The 25,891-nt window shown below is 46.3% G+C and carries 19 protein-coding genes; 9 read left to right on the top strand and 10 right to left on the bottom strand.

Annotation, left to right across the window (positions count from 1 at the left end):
• Window positions 1–2 precede the first annotated feature (2 nt).
• Entirely contained in the window at window positions 3–707 is a 705-nt protein-coding gene (locus tag ASG93_RS12275; protein ID WP_056832266.1) for a DUF1700 domain-containing protein, read from the bottom strand.
• A 120-nt stretch (window positions 708–827) separates the two neighbouring features.
• The gene (locus ASG93_RS12280) at window positions 828–2,270 is read right to left on the bottom strand and encodes a VanW family protein (RefSeq protein WP_056832267.1); all 1,443 of its coding nucleotides are present in this window, start codon (window positions 2,268–2,270) and stop codon (window positions 828–830) included.
• A 345-nt stretch (window positions 2,271–2,615) separates the two neighbouring features.
• Between ASG93_RS12280 and ftsE the strand changes: the two genes are divergently transcribed.
• The 5 genes from ftsE to ASG93_RS12305 all read left to right on the top strand — a co-directional run bounded on the left by ftsE (window position 2,616) and on the right by ASG93_RS12305 (window position 8,800).
• On the top strand, window positions 2,616–3,302 hold the full coding sequence (gene ftsE, locus ASG93_RS12285; RefSeq protein WP_056832270.1) for a cell division ATP-binding protein FtsE: 687 nt from the start codon (window positions 2,616–2,618) through the stop codon (window positions 3,300–3,302).
• Complete coding sequence (gene ftsX / locus ASG93_RS12290) at window positions 3,292–4,209, top strand: permease-like cell division protein FtsX (protein ID WP_056832272.1); 918 nt, start codon at window positions 3,292–3,294, stop codon at window positions 4,207–4,209. Before ftsE ends, ftsX begins: the two co-directional genes overlap by 11 nt.
• Window positions 4,210–4,646: 437 nt before the next feature.
• Window positions 4,647–5,837, top strand: coding sequence for a murein hydrolase activator EnvC family protein (locus ASG93_RS12295; protein WP_056832274.1), 1,191 nt, complete (start codon window positions 4,647–4,649; stop codon window positions 5,835–5,837).
• Between the two features lie 91 nt (window positions 5,838–5,928).
• Window positions 5,929–7,392, top strand: coding sequence for a S41 family peptidase (locus ASG93_RS12300; RefSeq protein WP_056832276.1), 1,464 nt, complete (start codon window positions 5,929–5,931; stop codon window positions 7,390–7,392).
• Between the two features lie 124 nt (window positions 7,393–7,516).
• Window positions 7,517–8,800: a PDZ domain-containing protein gene (locus tag ASG93_RS12305; protein WP_056832337.1), complete on the top strand. Its 1,284-nt coding sequence runs from the start codon at window positions 7,517–7,519 to the stop codon at window positions 8,798–8,800.
• Window positions 8,801–8,847: 47 nt separating this feature from the next.
• Here ASG93_RS12305 and ASG93_RS12310 read toward each other — a convergent pair whose 3' ends face one another.
• Window positions 8,848–9,669: a flagellar motor protein MotB gene (locus tag ASG93_RS12310; RefSeq protein ID WP_056832278.1), complete on the bottom strand. Its 822-nt coding sequence runs from the start codon at window positions 9,667–9,669 to the stop codon at window positions 8,848–8,850.
• Window positions 9,653–10,447, bottom strand: coding sequence for a flagellar motor protein (locus tag ASG93_RS12315; protein ID WP_056832281.1), 795 nt, complete (start codon window positions 10,445–10,447; stop codon window positions 9,653–9,655). Before ASG93_RS12315 ends, ASG93_RS12310 begins: the two co-directional genes overlap by 17 nt.
• Before the next feature lie 339 nt (window positions 10,448–10,786).
• Between ASG93_RS12315 and uvrB the strand changes: the two genes are divergently transcribed.
• The 4 genes from uvrB to ASG93_RS12330 all read left to right on the top strand — a co-directional run bounded on the left by uvrB (window position 10,787) and on the right by ASG93_RS12330 (window position 16,641).
• On the top strand, window positions 10,787–12,784 hold the full coding sequence (gene uvrB / locus ASG93_RS12320; RefSeq protein WP_056832282.1) for an excinuclease ABC subunit UvrB: 1,998 nt from the start codon (window positions 10,787–10,789) through the stop codon (window positions 12,782–12,784).
• Between the two features lie 37 nt (window positions 12,785–12,821).
• Window positions 12,822–15,704 carry an excinuclease ABC subunit UvrA gene (uvrA, locus tag ASG93_RS12325; RefSeq protein WP_056832284.1) on the top strand — a complete coding sequence of 961 codons (2,883 nt, stop codon included), beginning with the start codon at window positions 12,822–12,824 and terminating at the stop codon, window positions 15,702–15,704.
• Between the two features lie 267 nt (window positions 15,705–15,971).
• Window positions 15,972–16,130, top strand: a complete 159-nt coding sequence (locus ASG93_RS35025) for a hypothetical protein (RefSeq protein ID WP_156410880.1) — start codon at window positions 15,972–15,974, stop codon at window positions 16,128–16,130.
• A 310-nt stretch (window positions 16,131–16,440) separates the two neighbouring features.
• Window positions 16,441–16,641 (top strand): DUF2759 family protein, encoded by a 201-nt coding sequence (locus ASG93_RS12330; RefSeq protein WP_056832286.1) that lies wholly within the window; start codon window positions 16,441–16,443, stop codon window positions 16,639–16,641.
• A gap of 120 nt (window positions 16,642–16,761) precedes the next feature.
• Here the strand turns inward: ASG93_RS12330 and ASG93_RS12335 are convergent, their stop codons facing one another.
• The 6 genes from ASG93_RS12335 to ASG93_RS12360 all read right to left on the bottom strand — a co-directional run bounded on the left by ASG93_RS12335 (window position 16,762) and on the right by ASG93_RS12360 (window position 25,471).
• Window positions 16,762–17,730 carry a sugar phosphate isomerase/epimerase family protein gene (locus ASG93_RS12335; RefSeq protein WP_056832288.1) on the bottom strand — a complete coding sequence of 323 codons (969 nt, stop codon included), beginning with the start codon at window positions 17,728–17,730 and terminating at the stop codon, window positions 16,762–16,764.
• A gap of 48 nt (window positions 17,731–17,778) precedes the next feature.
• Entirely contained in the window at window positions 17,779–18,933 is a 1,155-nt protein-coding gene (locus ASG93_RS12340; RefSeq protein ID WP_056832290.1) for an MBOAT family O-acyltransferase, read from the bottom strand.
• 142 nt (window positions 18,934–19,075) lie between these two features.
• A complete protein-coding gene (locus tag ASG93_RS12345; protein WP_056832292.1) occupies window positions 19,076–19,978 on the bottom strand; it encodes a hypothetical protein in 903 nt (300 codons plus the stop codon).
• Window positions 19,979–20,721: 743 nt separating this feature from the next.
• A complete protein-coding gene (locus ASG93_RS12350) occupies window positions 20,722–21,921 on the bottom strand; it encodes a hypothetical protein (RefSeq protein ID WP_235550828.1) in 1,200 nt (399 codons plus the stop codon).
• Window positions 21,922–21,928: 7 nt separating this feature from the next.
• Entirely contained in the window at window positions 21,929–22,186 is a 258-nt protein-coding gene (locus tag ASG93_RS12355) for an acyl carrier protein (RefSeq protein ID WP_056832294.1), read from the bottom strand.
• Between the two features lie 45 nt (window positions 22,187–22,231).
• Window positions 22,232–25,471, bottom strand: coding sequence for an FG-GAP repeat domain-containing protein (locus ASG93_RS12360; RefSeq protein ID WP_063891862.1), 3,240 nt, complete (start codon window positions 25,469–25,471; stop codon window positions 22,232–22,234).
• Between the last annotated feature and the right edge of the window lie 420 nt (window positions 25,472–25,891).

Raw genomic sequence — 25,891 nt, forward strand, 5'->3', positions numbered from 1 at the left:
GCTTAAGCCCCCTTAATTAGTTTGGCATTGAATCGGATGTACAACCAGCTTAGCTTGAAGAATTGTTTGAACAACCAAGAACTAAGCGTTGTCAGAATGATGCCTAAACCAAAGCAAGCTAGCATTGCAAATCCAATGAACATCAGGTCGCTGCTGGGTGATCCCGTAATGCTGCCAAGAATGCCGACGATTGGTGCGATGATGAGCGCAAAGCCCGCAACGAATAACGCAATTAACGCAGCGAGAACACCGAACCATGGACCAACAACGAAAAGGAGGTTAAAAAATCCGAGCATAATACTTACGATTATAGCCTTAATACTCGACTCCTGTTTAACCGGATAAGGGTATGGATTGGGACTCATATAAGGATTCGTGCCCTGTGGATGCGTATAAGGCGGAAAGCCTCTAGTTTCGGGAGCTTGCTTAGGCGTCACAGTTGGTTCAGGTCTGGGATAAGATTTCTCTACCCGTTCGCCAGTCGTGCTTTTGGACGGCTCCTGTTCTGTACTAGGTGTCTCCTTCTGCGCGTCCCAGTTAGGAACTCGCGGATAGCCGAGAGACTGTGCAACATCATCCTCTTGCTTGCCATTTTCAATTGCTTTCTGAAACAATTCTTCATAAACAGACAATATATTTTGGCGCTCCTTATCGGGAAGTCCACGCAGTCGATAGTTTAATTCTTTGAAATAATCGATTTTGCTCATCGCCTAGCCTCCTTGTGTGTTATTTCATATTCCTATCATAATAGAAAAAAGTCATAATGACCTAGTAACTACAGTCACATGACCTTTCCTATTCGCAAAAGAGGCAGCAGCATCTAACTATTACCGGTTAACCGGTCCTTTCACGCCATCTTCAAGGATAGGCTGCTCAGGCGATGAGGGATTCATTTCTTCCGACTTGATGTCACTCCGGTTGGCGGCGATGATCGTAGGGACTGGAGAATACTGATCCTTCGAGATTAATTCTTTGCTGACGACCGTGCCATTTTCTCTTTTGATCCGATATGTCTCTACCTTATAGCCGACCTTGCCGGTGCTGATAGGGCGTGTAGTGCCAGGTTTCAGGCTTGTATTTTGTAAGTATTTAACCGGTGGTTGAATGGTTTCGACAATGTTGGAATTGATGTCATAGGTTATGGAAGGCGACATATGACCGAAAAGCTTCACGGTGACGGCTTGATCTGTTGTTATGGTTCGTATCAATAGATAGGCATCTGTGTTGTTGCGGAATTTGAAGTTAATATAACCGCTGGCGAAAGTGGCATCTTGGCCGAGGGTAACATAGCTAACAGGGAGTGAATGATTACGTCGCTCAACAATGTCGAGACCGCTCCGCAGGACAGCATTGTAAAGTGTTGTAGAAACTTGGCAAATACCGCCGCCGATGCCTGGCACGAGCTTGCCGTTTAGGATGACGGGAGCTTCCTTATAGCCGAATTGGGCTTCGGTTTGCTCAATAATTTTGCTATAGTCGAAGGTCTCTCCCGGCGCCATTAGCAAATCCTGAATCGTGGCAGCTGTAGAGCGTATATTGTAAATTCTCCCTTCGCCTGATGGGGGGAATGAGGTCGTAAATTCTGAGATTTTGCGATCGACGCCTTGACGCTTCAATGTTTCGACTGTTATCGAAGGACCCTGCTCGTACAGAGGCAAGGACAGTGTAATAGGAGCGGCATTATGAATATAGGCAATGGATGGGGCAACTTCTTTCAAGTGTTCAAGCAAATGGGCCGTATCAATTCTCAGCACTTTACGTTCGGGTTCGAAAGCTAGTAAATCTTCATTGGTCACGATTCGTTTGGCGGCAACCGGTTGAAGGCTATAGAGGTCTTTCCAAGTTTCTTTGAGTACGGTGTTTAGCTGCGCTTCATTGATGGTGACCTCAAGCGGTATATCAGCGTGACGTAGCGTCCAGCGAGCTTTAATACGTCCTATCGGAGAGCTTCCGAATAGCTGACCAAGTGAACGAGCTAGGGTTTCCTTTTGATATTGAATACCTAGTTGTCCAAGCGCCAGTTGTTTATTGGGAATATTCGAACGGGAGGATTGCAATTGAACGGGATAGGAGGTAAGCAGCTGTAGGCGCTTTTCGTATTCTTGTTGAAATTTATCATAGGGCATTCCTCCAACCCGCCAGCCTGCAACTGTGAAATCCGCAGGAAATGTAGGTTGAGATCCATAGATATATAGAGCAATGCTAAACGCACTAAGTAAGCCTATGAAGATAGACGCATAGAAGATAACTTTTCTAATTTGGCTTGGCATGTACAGCGGCTCCTTTACGCTCAGATACAAGCGGTACAGGCAGTAGGATGCCTGTACTATTATATGTATCGTTAGCTAAGGGGTTTTAGTACTTGCTAGGGGATTAACGTATGGCATATTTTTCTAGTTCGACATTACTTGCGTTGGATTTCTCATATTCTCTTAGAAAATGATATAATGACGGTATTCAACAGGAATTTCAAAGCTATTTTAAAAGGAATTTCAGCTTTTGTGTCGAATGGTTAAAAGCTATGTTTACAAGCAGAGAGACTTTGCTACGCAAAGATCCAAAAGCAGAGAGACTTTGAGCTCCACTCAAAGATCCATATATTAGGATGTGATATTGTGATCGAAATGCAGGACGTATGGAAAACATACTCCAACGGCACTCATGCATTGCGAGGGATTAATGTAAAAGTGGACAGCAACGAGTTCGTCTATGTTGTTGGACCTTCCGGCGCAGGTAAATCTACATTTATGAAGTTGATGTATAGAGAAGAGAGGCCGACTAAGGGGCAAATCTTCGTGAACGGTTTTAATTTGGAAAAGCTGAAACAGCGTAAGATTCCTTACGTGCGTCGTAATATCGGCGTTATTTTCCAGGATTATCGATTGCTTCCGAAGCTTAATATTTTTGAAAATGTGGCTTTCGCTATGGAAGTTATCGAGGCCCCTAAGAAGCAGATTAAGAAACGCACGATGGAAGTGCTCGAGCTTGTTAAGTTGAAGGATAAAGCGAATTCGCTGCCCTCTCAGCTTTCTGGAGGCGAGCAGCAGCGGGTAGCGATTGCCCGGGCAATAATTAACAACCCAGCTGTCATTATCGCCGATGAACCGACAGGAAATCTCGACCCTGAGACCTCCTGGGGGATCATGAAATTGATGGAGGAAATTAACTTCCGGGGAACAACCATAGTCATGGCTACGCATAACAAGGAAATCGTCAATACGATGCGTAAACGAGTCATTGCGATTGAGAATGGACTCATTGCTCGTGATCAGGCACGGGGGGAATACGGCTATGAAGATTAGTACGATTTCTCGTCATTTGCGAGAAGGCACGAAGAATGTCGTTCGGAATGGTTGGATGACGTTTGCATCGATCAGTTCGATTGCCATTTCGTTATTTATTTTAGGTGTTTTTGTCCTTATTACGCTTAATGTGAATGATATTGCAGGTCAGATTGAGAAACAGGTTGAGATTAATGTGTATCTGGAGGTTAATACTTCGCAGGACCAAATTAAGGCGCTTGAATCTCAAATCCAAGCTATTCATGAGGTAAAAACGATCAAGTTTGTTTCGAAAGAAGAAGGCCTTGTTTATTTAAGGCAAAAGCTTGGTGAGAGCGGTAAAGCTTTGTTAGATGGATTTGAAGGGGATAATAACCCGCTAAACGATGCATTCACCATTGAAGTTGATGACCCGCGAAATGTGGCCGTCGTTGCTGATCAAATCAGCGCACTCAACATCGGTAAAGATCCAAAGCCTATTTATAAAGTGAATTATGGAAAAGGCACGGTGGAAGCTCTATTTAAGGTGACACAAATTGTTCGTTGGATCGGGATTGGTATCGTTGTTTTACTTTCATTTACCGCTGTGTTCCTGATCGCGAATACGATCAAAATTACGATTTTGGCCAGACGCAAAGAAATATCAATTATGAAACTGGTGGGTGCGACGAATTCCTTTATTCGTTGGCCGTTCTTTATAGAGGGTGCTCTACTCGGATTCATTGGCTCTGTGATCCCGACAGCTATTATTCTAGGTGGGTACTGGAAGCTGCTTAACACAAGTTCACTGAACTTGAATCTGCTTATGGTTGAATTAACACCTTTCGGGAAGATTGCTCCTACGATGATGGCTTTGTTGTTAGGTATTGGTATGGTTATCGGAATCTGGGGGTCCCTAATCTCCGTACGCAAATTCCTCCGCGTCTAAAATGACTACTTCTGTTCTTACACAAAACTCAGAAGAGGGAACGTAGATGCGCTATTTGTGGAAAAACGGCCTCATTTCAAGATTAAGCGGAACGTAGATGCTCTATTTCGTTATTTTTACTTCAAAATCGTTCATTTTGAGCAAAATAAGGCACTCACGTTCCACACTAATCCATTTTAAGTGCTATTTCCCGAAATAGAGCATCGTCGTTCCGCTTGATGGCTTTGAGTAGCGAAATTCCGTTCCTCTTGGTGCGTTCGAGGCAAGCGATCCTTTTATTAACGAGCTGATGACATTTCTGGAGTCCAAGCTTATATCGCTTTTTAAGTTTCTATTTGTTTTTTCATTTTCAAAGATTCATAGATTCAGAATTTAAGAGCTTCAAAGTATAAAAGATTCAAGAAGAACCAGGTTTTAATGATGGGGAGGCTACGTGCTTGAAGAAGAAGATTCTACCTGTAGTGTTGACACTTGGGATTGCGGCTTCATTAGCGGTTCCATATGCGGGATATGCCGCTTCGACAACGGAAAAGATCGATCAGCAGTTGACTCAGCTCAAGAAGATGAAGGCGCAAGCGCAGCAGAAGGCAAATGATGCGCAGAATCAAATAACGAAGGTCCAGACAGAGAAGGACCAGGCGACCAAGGATATGAAAACGCTTGTTAATCAGGTGAATGAGGCTAGTGCGAAGCTCACGAAGCTGAATGAGGAGATCGATCAGGTATCGGACACATTAGAGGATAATGCCAAACAATTGGATGAAGCGGAAGCGCGTGTGGAAAGCCGTGATCTCATGCTGAAATCCCGAGTGCGTTTGATGTATATGAACGGCTTTGTTTCGTACATGGATGTGGTGCTTAGCGCGACCAGTTTTTCTGATTTCTTGAATCGTATTGAAGCTTTGAAATCTATTGTCAATCAAGATAAAGAGATACTAGAGTCGAATAAGAAAGATAAAGAGACGGTTGCCCAGAAGAAAGTGGATACGGAGCAGCAGCTTGAGAAGGTTAAAGCACTTTACGCTGACGCAGATGACCTTAGGGATGATCTGCAAGCGAAGGAGAAGGCCAAGGAAGTTAAGATTGCTTCCCTTACGAAGCAAGAGAAGGTACTTGAGGATATTTCAGAAGAAAGTGATAAACAGATTACTCAATTAGCGAAGCAAGAAGCTGACCTACAGGCGAAGAAGCGGGCTGCAAGTAATGCGAAGTCGCCTTTCACTTATTCCGGTGGGAAACTGGGTTACCCATTGGCTGTTCAAGCGCCACTTACATCTGATTTCACGAATAGAATCAACCCAGTTACAGGCAGAGCAGAGAGCCATAAAGGGATTGATTTGGGAGCTCCCAAAGGAACGGACATCCTCGCGGCAGAGAACGGCTCTGTCATCTATGCCTCTTGGATGAACGGCTACGGGAATTGCGTCATCGTGGATCATGGGAATGGGTTATGGACGGTATATGGACATATTATGAATGATGGGATCTACGTCAAAGTTGGCGATGTGGTGAAACGCGGACAGAAGATTGCCGGTGTTGGCTCGACAGGTCAATCGACAGGGAACCATTTGCATTTTGAAGTTAGGAAGAATGAAGTTCCAACCGATCCTAAACCGTTCTTGCGATAGGGGAACTTGGTTATAAAATGGGAATAGCTTGTCATATACTACAAACAGGCAAGCCCAAATGGGTTTTAGGAAAAAGGTGGTGAAACGCGCTTTGCAATTCAAAGGACGCACGGTCATAGTATTTGTTTTGTTAGCCATGTTTGCAAGCAGTATCGTAACACTGACGATTGTGGATTCATCCTTTTCTTGGGGGCGGAAAGAGCAGCCAGCGGGCAGTACAGCCGCGTCCACGGCCACTTCATCCGGGCTATCAAGTAAGGATTTGAGCAAAATCTCTACAACGTTTCAATTGATCGAGAGCAAGTATTTGAAGCAGCCGGATCATGATAAGTTGGTCAACGGCGCAATCAATGGCATGTTGGAATCTCTAGAAGATCCGTTTACAGTCTATATGGATCAGAAGGAAGCGAAGCAGTTCGATGAGAGTATTACGTCCTCTTTTCAAGGTATAGGGGCAGAGGTTTCGATTGAGGAAGGTAAATTCGTTATCGTGTCTCCCATCAAGGGATCTCCTGCTGAGAAAGCGGGAATTCAATCCAAAGACGTGATTGTCTCCGTCAACGGAGAGAAATTGGACGGGCTTACACTCAACCAAGCGGTCATGAAAATCCGCGGCCCTAAAGGGACGCAGGCGAAGCTGGATTTACTTCGTCAAGGTGCCGGTGATCCGGTGCAAGTCATCGTGGTCAGGGATAATATTGACGTTGAAACGGTTTATGGCGAAATGCTGCAGGACCAAATCGGGAAGATTGAGATTCGCCAATTCTCCTCGAATACAGCCGTCCGTTTCGCTGAAGAACTGAAAAGCCTTGAAGCCAAAGGGATGAAAGGACTTGTTATCGACGTGCGTAATGACCCAGGCGGTCTGCTGAACGTAGTCGTAGACATCGTGAATCCTTTCGTTAAGAGCGGCAAGCCGATCGTTCAGGTCGAGAACCGGGATGGCAAGCGGGAGCCGACACCTTCAACGGGTTCAGGCAAGAACTATCCGGTTACTGTGCTTATCAACAAGGGAAGTGCGAGTGCTTCGGAGATATTGGCAGGAGCATTCCAGGAAGCGGTTGGCAGCAAGATTATTGGCGAAACTTCCTATGGGAAAGGAACCGTTCAGGTTACTTTTGAGAAGGAAATGGGCGACGGCAGCAATATTAAAATGACGGTGTACAAATGGTTAACGCCTAACGGCAACTGGATTCACAAAACGGGGATCCAACCGGATATTCCAATTGAGCAGCCAGGTTATTTCAAAGCAGCTCCGCTGTCTAAGAAAAGTGTGCTTAAACAGGATACGACAAGCGATGATGTGAAGAATCTTCAGCTCATGTTATCCGGACTTGGCTTTAACCCAGAACGTACGGATGGTTATTTCAATGATAAAACAGTTACAGCTGTTAAAGCATTCCAACGGACTAACGGTTTGACTATGACAGGCGAAGTAGACACGGAAACAGCGGCTAAAATCGAAAAATCAATTTTGGCGCAAATCCGTGAACCGAAAAACGATTTGCAGCTGAAGGCAGCAATTGGGCAAATCCAAAAGCAAATCGGGAAATAATAAGGATCAGATATTGGAAATTCGTCAAGATGGGCAGGAGTTAGGCTCTAATAGTCGAATTAGTGTAGGAAGGTTGCTACGGCTGCCTTCCTATTTCTTTTTCATCAAGGAGACCCAGATTCGTATGGATGTATTGATTCAACTCTTGGACAGATTGCTGCAGGCTGTAGGGCAGTTGTTTGCGAATCCTTTTTACTATATAGGTATTCTATTTATCGTGCTTCATTATCGGAAGCAGATTCAGATGGAGCGTAAGTTGTTTCACACGCGCTTGCATTCTTTATTGAATGAGACGTGGCGAACCGTACTTTGGGGATGGCTAGGCGGTATCAGTGCCTCCGTACTTATGCTCTTCGTAGGAGTTAATATTCAGGCGGGCACGGTGATTCTGTTATGGGTCCTATCGATTATCCTAGTGATGATGCGTGTTAGATTCTTCTGTTTGGCTTATGCGGTAGGTATTTTGGGAATCGCACAAGTGATTCTTTCATGGCTACCGAATGCTGCCAGCCTCCAGGAGGCGGTTCCGGTTCTAGGCATTGTGGTTGGTGCAGATATCCCCTCCTTACTGGTCATTGTCGCTGTGCTTCACCTTCTAGAAGGGACGCTCGTGGGCTTTCAAGGGGCACGTATGGCAACACCGCTATTTCTCGAAGGAAGAAGAGGGAAAATTATTGGCGGGCAACAGCTGCAAGGCTTCTGGCCTGTCCCTTTATTCTTGCTTGTTCCAATGACGGGGGGAAGTATACAAGGTCTTCCATGGGAAACGCTGTTTGGTTCGAATCTCGCATCAGGATGGATACTTCTTGCCTTTCCGGCAATGATTGGCTTTACGGAGCTAACGATATCGAAGCTTCCCCGTAAACAAGCTCGTTTCAGTGCAAGCTTGCTCTACTTATATGGCATCATCCTGTTAGTTACAGCGATTGCCGCTCATTTCTGGCCGCCGATTCTGCTTGTAGGAGCCGTATTAAGCATTGCTTTACATGAAGTATTGATTCGTTATAACCAATGGATGGAAGATAAGCTGGTCCCGTTCTACGTTCACTCACAGCGAGGTCTTATGGTGTTGTCGGTAGTACCGAACAGTCCTGCTCACGAGCTAGGTATTCAAACGGGCGAACTCATTCACAAAGTGAACGGTCACAAAATCAAGACGAAAACCGATCTGCACGTTGCCATGGGGCTGAATTCCGCCTTCTGCCGGCTGGAAGTGCTGAATGAGCAGGATGAGGTGCGTTTCTTGCAGCGAGCCATATACTCTGGCGATCATCATCAATTAGGAATTATTTTAGCTCCGGATCAGGATGCACTTTATTTCCTAGAGCAAAGACCCTTGCATCTGTTTTCCTATTTGCGAAGTAAACTGACCGGCTTGTTATCCAATGATTCGACGAAATCCATGTGATAATAAAAAGACCCTATCCTCTCGTTTGAAAGAGGAAGGGTCTTTGCTTATTTAACAGTTGTTGTTGGAGAAAGCCCATCACGCAGTACGATGATTTCGACGCGACGATTTTTGCTGCGGTTCTCATCGCTGGTGTTAGCTACTTTTGGCATCGTATCGGCATAAGCGGTAGCGATAAATTTATTGTTATCCAGTTTGGCCGTATCACTAAAATAACGAAGCACCGAAAGGGAACGGGCGAAGGATAATCCCCAGTTATCTTTGAAAGGATTGCCTGTAGCTAACGGCAAGTTGTCGGTATGACCTTCAATGCTCACCTTGCTGTTCAGCGTAGGGATGAGGGAAGCAAGCTTCTGTAGAATAGGAAAGGAGGCCGTTTTCAGATCCGCTTTTCCCAAGTCGAACAGGAATAAGTCGTTTAACGTAATGGCCACACCGCGTTCTGTATCACTAGCGGACACTTGTGCCTCTAGATTTTGATCCTTAATATAGGCTTGGACTTGTTTTAAAAGATCTTGAAGCTCCTTCTCGCGCTTCTCTTTTTCACTTACCTCTGGCTTTGTTTTATCTTTCTGTTCCTTCTGATCATTCACGTTATGCTTGGCAGCATCTTTGTCCTTACTGTCCGCATCGCCTTGCTTAGGGGTCATTTGGCCGCTAACGCCAAAGCCTTTATCCAAAACCGAGTCGGCTTTCTGGAATTGCATGTTTAAGGCTTGGGCCAGAACGGAATACTTTTGAACATCGACTTTACTCATTGCATACATAATAATGAAGAAAACGAGCAGAAGGGTGATTAAATCGGCGTAAGTAATGAGCCATCTCTCATGATTGACATGTTCCTCGTGCTTCTTACCTCTCCGCGCCATTATCGGCATCCTCCTCTACGACTATCTTCGTTGGTTTATCGTGGAGGAACGAATTCAGTTTTTTCTTAATTAATTGTGGGTTCTCACCGGCTTGAAGGGCAAGAATGCCTTCTAACATCAGTTCCATTTCGGAAACCATTTCTTTGCCGCGAACCTTAATTTTATTAGCAATCGGAAGATAGACCAAGTTGGCGCTCATAACACCATATAAGGTAGCTGTGAAAGCAACAGCAATAGCAGGTCCGAGACTGGAGGGGTCGTCGAGATTACCGAGAACGTGAATGAGCCCCATAACGGTACCGATAATTCCCATGGTTGGTGCATATCCGCCTCCGGCTTCGAATACCTTTGACATATTGTTAACCTGGTGCTCAATAGCGTCCATTTCAAGCTCCAGAATTTGTCTGGTCAGCTCGGGATCGGTTCCATCCACCACCATAAGCAGGCCATCTTTAAGGAACGGATTTGTATGCTCCTGTGCGCGCTGCTCTAGGGCTAGTACTCCTTCTCGACGAGCGATTGAAGCCATATCCACAAGTTCATCAATCGTCGCCCCTGGATCTCTTTTTACTTCTTTGAAGGCAATGCTTAGAGCTTTAGGAATTTTGGCTAAAATAGAGAGCGGGAAGCTGATGGCTACCGCACCAAAGGTCCCCCCGAAAACGATTAGCATGGCACTCGGGATGATCAATGAATTAATATGACCGCCATCCCACATGTACCCGCCGACTAAACCTGCTAGACCCAATACTAATCCTAAAACTGTTGTCAAATCCATGATTGTACCACTCCTAATTAGCATAAAAAGAATAGGAACCATAAAGCAACCTGATAAGTACGTTGGAGCCGCACTCCACAAAATTTATACAGGCCGTAACAGATATTGCCGTTTGCATCCATGATTCAAAAAGGGTATAATGGAAAAACCAGAACAAACATTCTTATGATGGATGAATTTAGAGATTCCTTCATATTTGTGCAGAATAAGTTCCATAAACTTCTATATCGGAAATAGCATAAGGAAAGTTAATAGGATAAAAGTTCGATTTATTTCGATAAAATGTAGGTTTAAAAAGTGAACTTTTTAAACAACCTCTATAAGTGTAGGTGATTATTGATGAGTGAACTTGTAGTAAGCTCTAAAAAGTTTGAGCTTGTATCCGATTTCTCACCGCAAGGCGACCAGCCTAAAGCGATTGAGGAAATTGTTCAAAGTATACAAGCGGGTAATAAGCATCAGACGCTCTTAGGTGCGACGGGAACAGGAAAAACGTTCACAGCGGCGCAAGTCATTGCCAAGTTGAACCGTCCTACCCTGATTATTGCGCATAACAAAACGTTAGCCGCACAGTTGTGCAGTGAATTTAAAGAATTTTTCCCTCATAATGCCGTCTCCTACTTCGTTAGTTACTATGATTACTACCAACCAGAAGCCTACATTGCCTCCTCTGACACTTACATCGAGAAAGATTCCAGCATCAATGAAGAGATTGATAAGCTTCGCCACTCGGCGACAAGCTCTTTATTTGAACGTCGTGACGTTATTATCGTTGCGAGTGTATCTTGTATTTACGGCTTGGGTTCGCCAATTGAATACGGTAATATGCTTCTTTCTTTACGTGTAGGTATGGAGAAATCGCGTAATGAGATTTTACACAAGCTTGTGGATATTCAATATCAGCGGAATGATATGAATTTTGTCCGTGGTACATTTCGTGTGCGCGGAGATGTCGTTGAGATTTTCCCGGCTTCTCATGGCGAACAAGCGGTGAGAGTTGAGTTGTTTGGTGATGAGATTGAAAAGATTACGGAAATCAATGTGCTTACCGGCGAAATAATCGGCGAGCGCGATCATATTGCTATCTTCCCAGCGTCTCACTTTGTAACGCACGAAGATACGATGAAGCGCGCGCTCGTGAATATTGAGCGTGAGCTGGAGGAGCGTCTTGCCGAGCTGAAAGAGCAAGGTAAGCTGCTCGAAGCGCAGAGGCTGGAACAGCGGACGCGTTACGATATGGAAATGATGCAAGAGATGGGTTTCTGCTCCGGCATTGAGAACTACTCAGGGCCGCTGACATTCCGTGAGCGGGGAGCTACGCCTTATACACTTTTGGATTATTTCCCGGACGATATGCTTTTCATGGTCGATGAATCTCATGTGACTTTGCCGCAAATTCGAGCAATGTATAATGGAGATAGGGCGAGAAAAGAAGTTTTGGTTGATCATGGTTTCCGTTTGCCGTCTGCACTCGATAACCGACCTCTACGCTTTGAGGAGTTTGAGGAGAAAGTCAGCCAAATTTTATATATATCAGCAACGCCTGGACCTTATGAGCTGGAACATTGTCCACAAATGACACAGCAAATTATTCGTCCTACAGGGTTACTGGATCCTATTATTGAGGTAAGACCAACCAAAGGACAAATTGATGATTTAATAGCGGAAATTCATGATCGAATTCGTAAAGATGAGCGGGTGCTCGTTACTACCTTAACGAAAAAGATGTCGGAAGATTTAACCGATTACTTTAAGGAAATAGGGATTAAGGTTCGATACTTGCACTCGGATATCAAGACATTTGAACGTATGCAGATTTTACGTGATTTGCGGTTGGGGACTTTCCATGTTCTTGTGGGGATTAACCTCCTTAGGGAAGGGCTTGATTTACCAGAGGTTTCGCTGGTCGCTATTCTAGATGCGGACAAAGAAGGGTTCCTACGCTCGGAACGATCGCTGATTCAAACCATCGGCCGTGCAGCAAGGAATTCAGACGGACGTGTCATTATGTATGGAGATAAAATAACAGACTCCATGCAGAAAGCGATCTATGAGACGAGTCGCCGTCGAAGTCTGCAAGAAGCGCATAATGAGAAGCTGGGGATCACACCGCAAACGATTGCCAAGAAAATTCGCGATGTCATTGAAGCTACGAAGGTGGCTGAACAGAAAGCGGATTATCTGGCCGATGTGAAGGGTGCGAAGATGTCGAAGAAGGATCGCGCATCGCTGATCGAGCGTTTGGAAGGCGAGATGAAAGAGGCTGCGAAGAACCTGCAGTTCGAACGAGCCGCGCAGCTGCGTGATGCTATTATGGAAATGAAAGCTGACGCCTAGAAGGGGCTTCAGCTTCACATAGGAGAGGAAGGGTACTGTGTCTAGAGATCAAATCGTCATTAAAGGAGCGAGAGCTCATAATCTGAAAAATATCGATGTCACGATTCCGCGTGATAAGTTTGTTGTTCTCACAGGCTTAAGTGGATCTGGGAAATCATCGCTTGCCTTTGATACGATTTATGCGGAGGGGCAGCGCAGATACGTTGAATCTCTATCTGCCTATGCCAGACAATTTCTAGGGCAAATGGATAAGCCGGATGTAGATTCGATTGAAGGTCTATCCCCGGCTATTTCCATTGATCAGAAAACAACAAGCCGTAATCCGCGCTCCACGGTTGGGACAGTAACGGAGATTTACGACTATTTGCGCTTACTATATGCTCGAATTGGACGTCCGCATTGTCCGACCCATGGCATTGAGATTACATCGCAAACCGTGGAACAAATGGTGGATCGCATTATGGAGTATCCGGAACGAACGAAGCTCCAGATTCTATCTCCCCTTATTTCAGGACGCAAGGGCGAACATACGAAGCTGCTTGCTGATATTCAAAAGCAGGGATTCGTCAGGGTGCGTGTCAATGGTGAAACGGTCGATCTCGCTGAGAAGATTGAGCTCGACAAAAATAAAAAGCATACGATCGAGGTCGTTGTTGACCGTATCGTGATCAAAGAGGATGTTCAAACTCGTCTTGCGGATTCCCTGGAGACAGCGCTTAAGTTGGCAAATGGCCGAGTCATCGTCGATATCATAGACCAAGAAGAGCTGCTCTTTAGCCAGAACTTAGCTTGTCCGGAGTGCGGCTTCAGCGTTGAAGAATTAGCGCCGAGAATGTTCTCGTTTAACAGTCCCTTCGGTGCTTGTCCTGATTGTGATGGACTAGGCAGTCAGATGATCGTTGATCCTGATTTACTTGTCCCTGATGCGAAGCTGACGATTGAAGAGGGAGCATTCGAAGCTTGGGCGGGCAGCACTTCCAACTATTATCCGCAGTTTCTTGCAGCGGTTTGTGAACATTATTCCATTCCGCGCAATGTACCTGTTTCTGAGATCAGCAGTGATCAGATGAAGGTGATCCTTTATGGAACAGGCGGGGAGAAGATTCGCTTCCGCTACGAGAATGATATGGGAGCGAGCAAGGAAGCGCTAGTTCCTTTCGAGGGTATCATTCGCAACTTGGAACGCAGATTCAAAGATACGTTCTCTGAGGGGATCAGGGAGCACATTCAGACGTATATGAGTACGAAGCCTTGTCCGAAGTGTAAAGGTCAGCGTCTGAAGCCTGAAACGCTAGCTGTGACGATCAATGGCAAAAACATTGCGCATGCAACTTCCCTCTCGATTGGTGACGCTGAGGAATGGTTCAAAGGGCTTGACTTGAATGAACGAGAGCTGACGATTTCCAATTTGATTCTCAAAGAAATCAGATCTCGCCTAGGGTTCCTAGTCAACGTAGGTCTTGATTACTTAACGATGCATCGTGCCGCAGGTACGTTATCGGGTGGAGAAGCACAGCGGATTCGCTTGGCTACTCAGATCGGTTCTAGTTTGATGGGTGTCCTTTATATTTTGGATGAGCCCAGCATCGGACTGCACCAGAGAGATAATACGCGTCTGATTCAGACGCTCGAACATATGCGTGATCTCGGCAATACATTAATCGTCGTAGAACATGATGAAGACACGATGATGGCTGCGGATTACATTATCGATATCGGACCTGGCGCCGGTATTCATGGCGGACAAGTCATTGCACAAGGTACGCCTAAAGAGTTAATGAAAGATGAAAACTCACTTACAGGGCAATACCTTAGCGGCAAACGTTTCATTCCTATTCCAGCGGCGCGACGCAAGCCTAACGGGAAATGGATCGAGGTCAAAGGCGCCAAAGAAAATAATTTGCGCAACGTTTCGGCTAAAGTACCACTAGGTGTATTCACCTGCGTAACAGGGGTATCCGGTTCAGGCAAAAGTACGTTGATTAATGAGATTTTGTTCAAAACCTTGTCACGTGATTTAAACGGAGCTAAGGTGCGTCCTGGTGATCACAAGGAAATTGTGGGACTTGAACATATTGATAAAGTCATCGATATTGACCAATCACCGATTGGTCGAACGCCACGCTCGAATCCAGCAACGTATACCGGTGTGTTTGATGATATTCGTGATGTTTATGCGAATACGAACGAAGCCAAGGTTCGCGGTTACAAGAAGGGCCGCTTCAGCTTTAACGTGAAGGGCGGCCGTTGTGAGGCTTGTCGCGGTGACGGCATCATCAAGATCGAGATGCACTTCTTGCCGGACGTGTACGTGCCTTGTGAAGTCTGCAAAGGCAAGCGATACAACCGCGAGACGATGGAAGTGAAGTACAAAGGCAAGAGCATTTCCGAAGTGTTGGAGATGACGATTGAGGACGGCTGCGAGTTCTTCAAGAACTTGCCGCGTATTCATCGTAAGCTGACGACACTTCTGGATGTGGGGCTGGGCTACATGACCCTCGGCCAGCCAGCGACTACGCTGTCCGGCGGCGAAGCCCAGCGTGTGAAGCTCGCGGCGGAGCTTTACCGCCGCAGCACAGGCAAGACGATCTACATCCTGGATGAGCCCACTACGGGGCTCCACATCCACGATATCGATCGTCTGCTGAAGGTGCTTCACCGTCTCGTTGAGAACGGTGAAACTGTTCTTGTCATCGAGCATAACCTCGATGTGATCAAGACGGCGGACCACGTCATCGATCTAGGCCCCGAGGGTGGTACCCGCGGAGGACTGATCGTGGCTGCCGGTACGCCGGAGGATGTCGTGAAGGTGGCCGGGTCTTACACCGGCCAGTATTTGAAACCGATCCTTGAACGGGATCGGGAGCGTTCTGAGAACTACGCGAAGCGTCTTGAAGTGCTAGAAGAATCAGTTGGCTAGTAAGTTACCCGAATAAGCTTGGCTCACGATACAAGTGATCGTGACGCCAAGCTTATTTTTTTACTTTTGTCACAATTTTGACTAACAAACCTTAAATTTTGTTAAGACTTAATTGAATGATACAAGCTTCGACAATTTAACCCTCTATCACAATGGGGGAGAATAGACCTATAATTAGGTTATAAGTAGCATACGAAAATATCCCTCTATACTATCCTTGATCGAGGATATAGCAGTTCTAATCTATCTACTTTATGGAGGCTTATTATGAAACCGACGTTAGAGTTACAAGAGATTGTTTCTGCTTTAGGTATTGATCCTTTTCGATTCTTAGCCTGGCAGGAGAAAGAATTAGCAGAAAAACTACAAAACGCATACATCGAGGAGCATAAAGAATTCGACCCCGTGTACGGACTAGTCGTTTAAGAAGTGCAACTCTATGAAAACATAGAACCCGAATTGTCCCTCGATAGGGATTTCGGGTTTATTTTTTTTTGATATAGAGTTAAGAGCTGAATCATAGTATGCCCGGTTATAAATATCCGAAGAGATGGACATTTTATACTTACGAGGCAGGTTTGAGAAATCTCGATTCATCAAGAAGAAACCCTGCAAAAGGTGACAAACTTGTTACACATCAGTGTAATCACTTGCATCTAGTGCTCAATCAAGCTAACATAGAATTAAAATAGCAGGACGTGTGCCTTGCACCGAGTTACTATAAGGAGGTTTCACCATGTTATTAGCGGAAGCAGCAGCAACAACAAGCACGTATACAAGCTTTGATATTTACGTTTTGATCTTCACGGTGGTCATCGCCATTGCGGTCATTAAACAGTTGATCAACCCTCGAAGAAATTTGTTTGCCCTGGGGTTTGCGGGAGTTGCCTTGATCGTATTCGGCATCATGGATGTCGTTATGATCAGAGGCTGGTAAGTCGGAGCAAAACAAGATAAAAGCCCACAGGACCAAGATCGTAAGATCAACGGCGCCTGCGGGCTTTTTTGTTTTAATTAGTAGATAAGAAAGTATAAGTTTTATCCTTGAAGCGAGTGCTTATACCCACCACATTTCACCAAGAGGTTCCTTGATGAGTACTTGTTGGAGATTTTGCACGGCTTTGGAGAATCCTTCTTCAACGGACATCAAACCGTCTTCATGCTCGATACTCACGACATAGTCATAACCAACAAGGCGCAGAGCACTGATGATGTCAGCCCAAACTTTCATATCGTGACCGTAACCAACGGAACGGAACTGCCAAGCGCGGTCAAGCATGTTAGCATAGGATTGCATATCTGTTACACCATAACGGTTCACATTGTTCACATCAAGGGATGTGTCTTTGGCGTGGAAATGGTGGATCGCTCCCGCACGGCCAAGAATTTGAACAGCTTGAACAGGATCGATACCTTGCCACCACATGTGACTTGGGTCAAGATTTGCTCCGATTGCTTCACCTGCTGCTTCGCGCAGACGAAGGAGGGTTGCTGGCGTATGTACGGAGAAGCCACCGTGCAGTTCCAGTCCAATTTTAATATTACGATCAGAAGCGTATTTGCCTGTCTCTGTCCAGTAAGGAATAACTTTATTCCCCCACTGCCAGTCCAGAATCTCTTGGAAATCGTTCGGCCAAGGCGCTACCGGCCAGTTCGGATACTTCGCATCCTCATGGTCTCCAGGACAGCCTGAGAACGTGTTAACTACAGGTACTTCTAAGCGTTCAGCAAGATCAATCGTTTGTATGATAGCATCGTGAAACTCTTTTGCAATGTGTTTTTGCGGGTGCAGCGGGTTACCGTGGGCGCTAAGTGCGCTAATTGTCAATCCGCGGGATTCTACCGCATGTTTAAATGCTTTTAGTTTCCCTGCGTCTGCAAGAAGTTCGCTTGGGTTGCAGTGCGCTGTACCGGGATAGCCCCCTGTACCAATTTCAACAGCATCTAAGCCTTTCGCAGCAATATAATCCAACGCTTCCTCGAAAGGTTTTCCACCGAACAGAACCATAAAAACGCCTAACTTCATTAGGTACACCTCCATAAATGGTTAACAATCACACAAATTATACCACTATCATCCAGTAAAATGAAGCAAGCCTTTATAGATTCGAAGAACCGTCTCATAATTGGAGCTATAGATAATAACTGAGAACGTAACCAGCGCTTGTGTCACGAAACAACGAAAGTAGAAATAGGTTTTGGATACTTTCTTTTTATTAACTGTCGTGATTTTAAATATATTTTCGATAGCAAGAATGATTCCATGATAGAGCCCATAGAAGAAATAAAGCCACGTAAAGCCATGCCACAGTCCAATCAAGACCATAATCAGAACGGACAGGCTGGAAGCTACCCAGCGGGAGGGAGCGGTACGAGAGAAGAACATGAAGATATGATCACGGAAAAAATCGCCTAACGTCGCGTGCCAATTCCGCCAAAACTGCGTCATGGAAGGCGAGAAGAGTGGACGCTTGAAGTTCTCAGGCATCGTATAGCCCATCAATCGCCCAAAGCCGATTGCCATATCGGAATAACCGGAGAAATCGAAGTAAATGAGTGCATAGAACCAGATCAATAGAAATAACGACTGATGGGTGTGCAGGTCTTGTTTCAGCACTTGATCGAAAACGCTGGTCATCCAAGTGACCACAACGATTTTCTTGAACAATCCTAGAATAATCCGTTTCACACTGTCTTCGAAGAGCGCAGCATCAACGTTGTAAGGTTTTTTGCTATCGGCCATAAAATCACGGAATTTTAAAATCGGCCCTGATGTAAAAGTTGGGATAAACAACAGGTAATTCGCGTAATCAATAGCTGGAACTTGGCCTTCTTTGCCGAAAAAATAAGCAAAATAATAAGCATCGATCACTTTAAGAACGTTATAAATGAGGCCTAAATAGATGATGGCATCGAATAACGGATTGTGAAAAATGTCCATGACGAAAAGCCGGACTCCGAGAAACACACCGACAACATTAGCGGCAATCGCGAAAATAAACGTCGCTTTACGCCATAACGTCGTTCGGCATAAATAAACAAAGCCTGCATAATTAATGACCGTAAAAGCGGTATAGAAAATAAGCAGCTTCTGGCTGAAGAGCAGCAGAAAGCAGAGGCTGAAAATAATCATCAGAATGCGTTTGTTATTAGCCCACTTGCGGGTGAGCATCAGAACGGCAACCATGCCTATCATAGCGATAATTGCGTTCATGTGCATATAAAACATAGCTATAGAACTCCTCGCTTCGAATGCTTGATCAGTCTCATCTTAGACTTCTAGAAGATTTAGAAATACTAGAATTTCTCGTAGATAAACAAGCCCTTGCCAGTAAAATAGATGAAAACCAAATACAGCATTACGAGATAGATCAGGACTTCGATGGTTTTCCTAAGGATTTTAACCATGTGTCTACCTCCTTCGTAAATAACGGCGCGCCATCTTCGCGGTTCAAGTGGACAAGGTCATTGAAATAGCGTGGATCGTATTTATGCAGTAAATTCAGCGTAGGCACATTCGCAGCTTGCAGCTGGCGGTTTGCCTCTTGCATCAAGGCGGAGACATAAGGCGGGTCTGCATAGCCTTTGTTCCACGGCATCCAAATCACACGCAGAGGAAGTTGATGCTTATTCGCATACTGGATAACCCACTGCAGAGCATCCAAATTTGCCTGAAAATCTTTAAGTGTCATGGCACCGAAACGCTTGTCGTATTCGGTCCACTTCGTCTTTAGGAAAACATCGTCTTTGCGACCGGGGTATAGCTCTTTATCAATCCAGCGGGGCTCGTAGCCTAGGCTGCCTTTGCGCAAATTCCGAGCAAACTCTTCACCAGAATCCCGGAAATAGTCGCGGTACGTATAAACATATGGCTGATACCATGGTTTGAACCATTGGTAGGTTGGATCCGTTTCAAGTGAGTCTAGCATGGTGTGAACATCAATGCCAATCACAAGCTCATCCTTCACCTGATAAAGGTTATTTGATAGGATGGCTTTCAGGTCGGTTAGCTTTCCATAGGAAAGTCCCATCTCAACCAAATGGGCTTCGGATTTCTCTTCGATATACGCACCCGTAACGGACGAATTACCGAAGAAAACCGGACCCGATTGGGACCAGCCGTGGTGGTAGAGCGTTTTGGTGAAGTCGTTTTTGTAAAAACGGCGCGAGCTAACCATCGGGTCCCACCAGGAAATGAGCAGGTCGGAGACGACGAGTGCCAGCAGCAGGCCGAGTACGAAACTATTTTTTTTGAGAAATGCAGCTACTTTCAACGGAATCACTCATTATCTTTGTATAGGATGGACGCTTCATAGCGCTTGCTCGCCATAGAGAACGCATGAAGCATTAGTTGGCCCACAGCTGACAAGGAACTGTAATTGTGCAGCTAATGTCGGCGTGTGGGCTATTGTGATGTTACTTTGATATAAATGTGCAGGTAGATGGGCGGATATGAATGCGTTCTGTGAAAAAACAGAATTGCTCCAGGTGAAGTGTCTGCAGACCCAGTGAGCTTAAAGTATCCAGTGATCACAACAAGCTCGATGAGCCTAAGCACTCTGCGCAACTGAGGGAATCACCGAACTCAGCGAGGGGTCAACAAGCCTAATGCAGCCAGATCGGGACCAATAAGCTTAACGCCTAGAGAATACCTGGCGAACCCAACTCACCCAAGAACCAGCCCAATGTGCCGAACGAGTTCAATGAGCACGTATCCGCCGAACCCAATGGTCTCAATGTACCCGACGCCACCGAATGCCGCCCAACGCCCCCCAACGCCATTTTATTGAGAAATTGTTGCACAAAATACAACTTAGACGGTTAGGATTGAACACCGCCATGCGGGATGGCGCCGATGTCGACTATGTCCGCGATTCCGGATGACAGCGTCTCGCGGTGCTACAACGTACGCCCAGGATTAGCTCGCGTAGAGAAATGAATCACTCATCAATGATTAACAGCTATCTGCTAAAGGTCGACCAAGCAAAAGTAGTTAGGGATTGAAGAGAAAAGGCACTTACAGCGCCTTCTCCTGCCAAGCATAGTACTGCTCACGGAATGTGGCTGGCCATTGCTGCTCGTCGAGACCATATTGCGCCAAGAACGCGAACGCCCAGCGTTCGATTCCGAAGCCTACACAGCCAGTAACGGCGTTGCGCTTGCCCATTTTAATATTAAAAGCATTCCCAAACGTATTGCTATGGAAATTGACAGAGGAGCAGGCGATTGATTTCTTCACATGAGGAATGCTCAAGCGCAGCTCATATTTCATCTCCTGATTGCGTTGGAAGGAAGCTTTCACTTGGAAATCGTTCGTGAAGAACGGGTCGTTGGCGATCTCCATCATGCTGTCTACGTTCCATTCAACGGCAAGCTCTTTGAGATATTCGATCGATTTCAGGCGATTTTCTTTAACGAAGTCGGGTTTGCCGACGAAAATAATTTCGCGCATCGAGAAGTCGAGCAGACGACCGAAATCGGTGTGGTTTTTGGATTCGAAACGGTGACATTTCGCAATGGCTGTAACGACGATGCCGTCCCCTTCGAGCGTTTCATTCTCTAGGCCTTCATAGCAGTGATAACAAGTGGAAGGATTCATCATGAAGTTCGGCTTCACCATATTGTTATCAAGCGCGAGCGGCTGCTCTTGGTTCCAACCGCCAGCTTCACGGATGGATTGGGAGAAGGATTCGATGACATCCAAATCCTCACGCAAATGAGTCACGAAATGAATGTGCTCAGGGAAAGAAGTGAAGTGATTCGTTTTATTTAAAGTGTGACTATGAATAACAGCTGGATAAGACTCTTCCTGCATACCTTCGAAACGCTTGGCGATCTTCGTTACGAAAGAGTAATCAAAGAAACGCATTAAGCTGGAGAAAGGCTCACGGAAAATAAAAAGGCCGGGTTCCAACACTTTAATTGCTTTACGCTCTACAAGCTCAGCGATAATATCGCCTTCGTAGGGAGTGTCGACTTTGTTCTCGAATAAAATGTTTTCCTTGAAGCCGAAATCACCGTGGGAGAAACGTTCAATCAGACGCTGAACCCGCTCGGTAATGCCTTCGTTTCCGCCAGGAGAGTTATGCGTAATGATAATGTGACCATCCACAAGGGCAATATCCTGAATATGCTCATCGGCAAAGGCGGACGCGTATTTAACTTGTCCATGCTGACTTTCAGCCAGGCCTTCTAAAGAAATTTTACATGTCAACATGAATGTGTTACCTCGCAGTCTTTTTGGAAATAAAATCGGCAATTTCGCTTACCGTGTTCATAGAGTACAGCATTAAGTCTTGATTCGTCACTTGGATGCCGTACGTCTTCTCAATATAGGCGATAAGCGCTGTGGCGCCAATGGAGTCAATGAACCCGTAATCAAATAGATGAACATCAACGTCAAAATCATCGTCATCCTCAGCTATTTCATAACGCTCGCGAATATGCTGTTCAAGCTGCGCTACTAATTCTTCATTAGACATGTTGGAAAGCCTCCTGGTTAAATTAAGTGGTAAAGGAACGTTAGTTCACTTTGCGGTAAAAGAAAGTGTCGTCAAATCACCGTATCGGGTGATGGTGTACATATGAGTTTGAGCGTCATGCTCGATTTTGACCTCGGATGATTCGTCGAGACGGAGCTCCGTAGGACTGAATACCTTAATTTGCTGCAGACCTGCTGATTTCAGGACTAATTGTTGCGTGTTTCCTTGCTGCGTCAGCTCAAAAGGGACATTAGAACGCACGATATGAAACTTTTCCTTGGCTGCTCCAATACCGATGGAAGATGGCTTAGCCAAACCTAGATAGAACCTGTTGTCTATCGTTGTGTAGGTCGTAGAGTCGGTTTGCAGCGAGTACTGGGATAGTTTATCGCCTTTTTCAACGACGACGCCAAGTGTGGCGGCATACTCACCAGCCAAGCCGGGCACCTTGGCCTTGTTGGGTGTCAAAGTGGCATGAAAGTGTGGACTGCCGCCAGCTAATCGATCTTTCATCTTGTCCCATATATAAGAGGCCCATGATTGGCTGATATGAACCTCGCTTTTCATAGCGGTTAGGAATGACTTCGCCATCTGCGTTTCGGTCATAAAATTATAATCATGCTTCATACGAAGTTTATTAAAATAGTCAGCGAAATTGGTTAGGTCGGCAACCAAAGATGGTACGGGAAAATGGTACTCGATGTGCTCGAAATAATCAATCGGCATGTCCAATTTTACCATCGATTCGAAAATATCCGTCGTTTCATAGTCTCCTGTCCGAAGTACGGGCGTAGGTGTATGAATCAGCATCGTATGATCCACATTCCCTTGTTTATCCTGTAATAGAAAGGGAAGCGACCAGATCTCTTCCGGACGTGGAATAACGGGCGAATCGGGCGCTAAGAATCCGAAATTGTACCATAATCCTTGCTGCTGTTCATTCGCCAGTGTTTGCTGATGGTCTATGTTATTGATGCGCCATGTGTGTTGGTTCGTTCCGGGGTGCAGCCAAGGGATGCCTAGTTTATCGAAAGCTTTCTTGTGAAGGGAAAGCTCGGTGCGTTCCTCTTCAGCACTTTTGAAATTATGCACAAACACGTGCGGATCGATTTGTAAATGATTATCATGCGCGTATTGGATGAACTCCTTGAGTTCCGCTTGATAAGGAAACTGCGGGTCGTCGATCGAAACGGGGGACCCGAATTCGATACCGCCGACGACCAGGTCGTCTTTGCCGTCGTGATTAAGATCTAACCAAAGCGGGACGGAGTAGTGGCCGGCAACCAAGGCGTGATCGCCGACTTGGTTCAGGGTTGTGCCCTGTAGGGGACCTGCATTCGCCCAAGCGCCATCAGCGCCTTGGAGATACACCTGCAGGTCCCCATCACTGCTGCCGACCACGATATCGAGTCGGCCGTCGCCATTGATGTCATGCACGGATGGTGCGGCGTGCGTGGCTTTGTTCGGCAGCGTGATGATGGCGCTGCCTTGGTCGAGTAGCAGGCCCGCTGCGCTGCGGCCCTTGTAGAGCCATACTTGTCCATCGGCTCCGCCTAGGACAAGGTCGAGCTTGCCGTCGCCATCGACGTCGGCGACGAACGGCGCTGCAGGCCCTCCGGGCAGCTGCAGCGGCTTCCCGCCCGCGAGCAGCGCCGCGGGCTTCGCGAACCTGCCGCCAGCAAGCTGCGGCAGAAGCCTTACCGCCCCGGACTCGTCAGAGACGACGAGGTCCGTGCGGCCATCCCCGTTCACGTCTGCGGCGTGAACAGCACTGTAAGGGCCAAGCTGGAGCGGCAAGCCGCTCTCCAGCAGCAGCTTTACCGGCGCGCCGAACGTGTCCGGCAGCGCCAAGCCCTCAGACAGCGGCTCACTCGCGTAAGCCGCCGTGTCAATGCCTTGATTCGTGTACACATACACGAATCCGTCCGAGCTGCCGACGACGAGGTCCGTGCGGCCGTCGCCGTTCATATCCGCGGCCGTCGGGTACGCACGGTAAGGCAGCTCAATCGCGCTCGACAGATCGCGATACTGCGGGAACAAAGCTTGCCGCAGAGGCTTGCCGGCAGCCATCACGTGCAGCCCGCTCGCGTAGCCCGAGCCGGGCAGCTCGCCGACGAACTTCGGCTGCGCGTTCGTTCCTGTACCCAGCTGCACCGTTACGCTCTCACGCCATTGCCCCCAATAGAAGGCGTTCCGCACGAGTGTATACGAGGGAATCTCGTTATATTCCTTCAGCTTCTCCGCCCAAGCAATGCCGTCCTTTTGCCCAATGGCCGGCATCGCCTCAAAATGATTCTGAAAGGCCATCGCAGGCCTTCCGTAAGGGCCAAGGATTTTCCGCACACTGTAACCAAATGTTTCTTTCGATACATAAGCCAGCTGCTCACTGCGGTACTGCATGTTGGCGGCAGCAAAAGCAAAGTTAAAGTAAGGCTCAATCGGTAACGTTGTTCTATTGAAATAAGTTGTTCCCGGAACTTGTTTCATGTCATGTTGGTACTTGGCAGCCAGCTGAGAGAAGCCTAGCTTCGGATCCATGCCGCTCATCATGTCGTAACCAGTTGGGAAGTACCGGTTCGGCAGGAAGTTGCTGCTGATCAGCACGGCGCCTTTGCCGACGCGATTTTGCATCACGAGGGAAACGGGCATCTTGGATTCCAACGGGTTAAACATGTTGACAATCGTTTGACCTGTGGAAGGATCGAAACCGTATCCGAGGTTAAAGCCAGGTAGCTCGTCCATTGTATGATGCTTAAGATAGCTTTGCGTAAATAATTGAAAGGTTTGTTGAATGCCCTGAAGATTAATTGGCACCTGCGGGTAGCTAAGAGACAGTGAATCCCCTGATAAGAAAGGCGAGCCAAATTTGTTCAGTGGTACCTTTTTTAAATCGACAATTCTGGCAGCTCCAAGAAAATCCAGCGGGAACCGGTCAGCAAACTCATTTTCCAACAATAAATGTCCGCCCTGCTTCACGAATGTGACAAGTTTCGGAACTTGCTCCGCCCACCCGGTGTCTTGTGCAAGAGCAGGATCTAGATAAATGGCATCGTACTTATGAAGCTGGCTCGTTGATAAGGAAGGCAGGTTTTGTTTGTCTGTGTGAACGCCTGCTTGCAAGGTTTGCTGAAAATTTCCATAGGCGGCCGCATCATAAAGATCCCCGCTCGTCGCATAGAGGAGCTTGGTTTCATCTACTTTTGGCAAAAATAAAAGAAGGACAATGGTAAATAGGCAGACAAGGCCTAATCCGATCAATAGTTTAAGAACACGAATTTTCGACAAAACCAAAGGGATCCCTCAATTGCTAAAAAGGTCACTATCCTTGCCATTATAGCATTCATAGGAAGCTTTGTTAACTTCTAAAGGTGTTGGCTGCATGCGGTAAGGAAAACATCTGAGCATATACAAAAAATGTAAATGACGATCGCCCAACACGATCCCCGAACGTTTCAAAGGGAACCTCGATGCTCTATTTATGAAAATAGATGCTTTTAATGGCATGGTGAGGAACATGAGTGTCTTATTTGTCAAAATGATAGACTTCACAGTCAAAAAGCGGAAATAACGTATCGACGTTCCGCTTGAGCTTGAAAAAAGGCGTTTTCCTAGCAAATAACGCATCGACGTTCCCGTTAAGGACGAGAATTTCGAGCTTAAGTATTTTTTACTCTTAAATATGCCGTTGTTGTCGGATATTGGCTA

This window comes from Paenibacillus sp. Soil787 (assembly GCF_001429545.1).
Taxonomy (GTDB): domain Bacteria; phylum Bacillota; class Bacilli; order Paenibacillales; family NBRC-103111; genus Paenibacillus_E.

Bases quoted from the DNA above. Each gene is read 5' to 3' on its own strand.
- ASG93_RS12275 (WP_056832266.1), bottom strand. From the start codon at position 707: ATGAGCAAAATCGATTATTTCAAAGAATTAAACTATCGACTGCGTGGA.
- ASG93_RS12280 (WP_056832267.1), bottom strand. From the start codon at position 2,270: ATGCCAAGCCAAATTAGAAAAGTTATCTTCTATGCGTCTATCTTCATA.
- ftsX (WP_056832272.1), top strand. From the start codon at position 3,292: ATGAAGATTAGTACGATTTCTCGTCATTTGCGAGAAGGCACGAAGAAT.
- ASG93_RS12305 (WP_056832337.1), top strand. From the start codon at position 7,517: ATGGATGTATTGATTCAACTCTTGGACAGATTGCTGCAGGCTGTAGGG.
- ASG93_RS12310 (WP_056832278.1), bottom strand. From the start codon at position 9,669: ATGGCGCGGAGAGGTAAGAAGCACGAGGAACATGTCAATCATGAGAGA.
- ASG93_RS12315 (WP_056832281.1), bottom strand. From the start codon at position 10,447: ATGGATTTGACAACAGTTTTAGGATTAGTATTGGGTCTAGCAGGTTTA.
- uvrB (WP_056832282.1), top strand. From the start codon at position 10,787: ATGAGTGAACTTGTAGTAAGCTCTAAAAAGTTTGAGCTTGTATCCGAT.
- ASG93_RS35025 (WP_156410880.1), top strand. From the start codon at position 15,972: ATGAAACCGACGTTAGAGTTACAAGAGATTGTTTCTGCTTTAGGTATT.
- ASG93_RS12330 (WP_056832286.1), top strand. From the start codon at position 16,441: ATGTTATTAGCGGAAGCAGCAGCAACAACAAGCACGTATACAAGCTTT.
- ASG93_RS12335 (WP_056832288.1), bottom strand. From the start codon at position 17,730: ATGAAGTTAGGCGTTTTTATGGTTCTGTTCGGTGGAAAACCTTTCGAG.
- ASG93_RS12340 (WP_056832290.1), bottom strand. From the start codon at position 18,933: ATGTTTTATATGCACATGAACGCAATTATCGCTATGATAGGCATGGTT.
- ASG93_RS12350 (WP_235550828.1), bottom strand. From the start codon at position 21,921: ATGTTGACATGTAAAATTTCTTTAGAAGGCCTGGCTGAAAGTCAGCAT.
- ASG93_RS12355 (WP_056832294.1), bottom strand. From the start codon at position 22,186: ATGTCTAATGAAGAATTAGTAGCGCAGCTTGAACAGCATATTCGCGAG.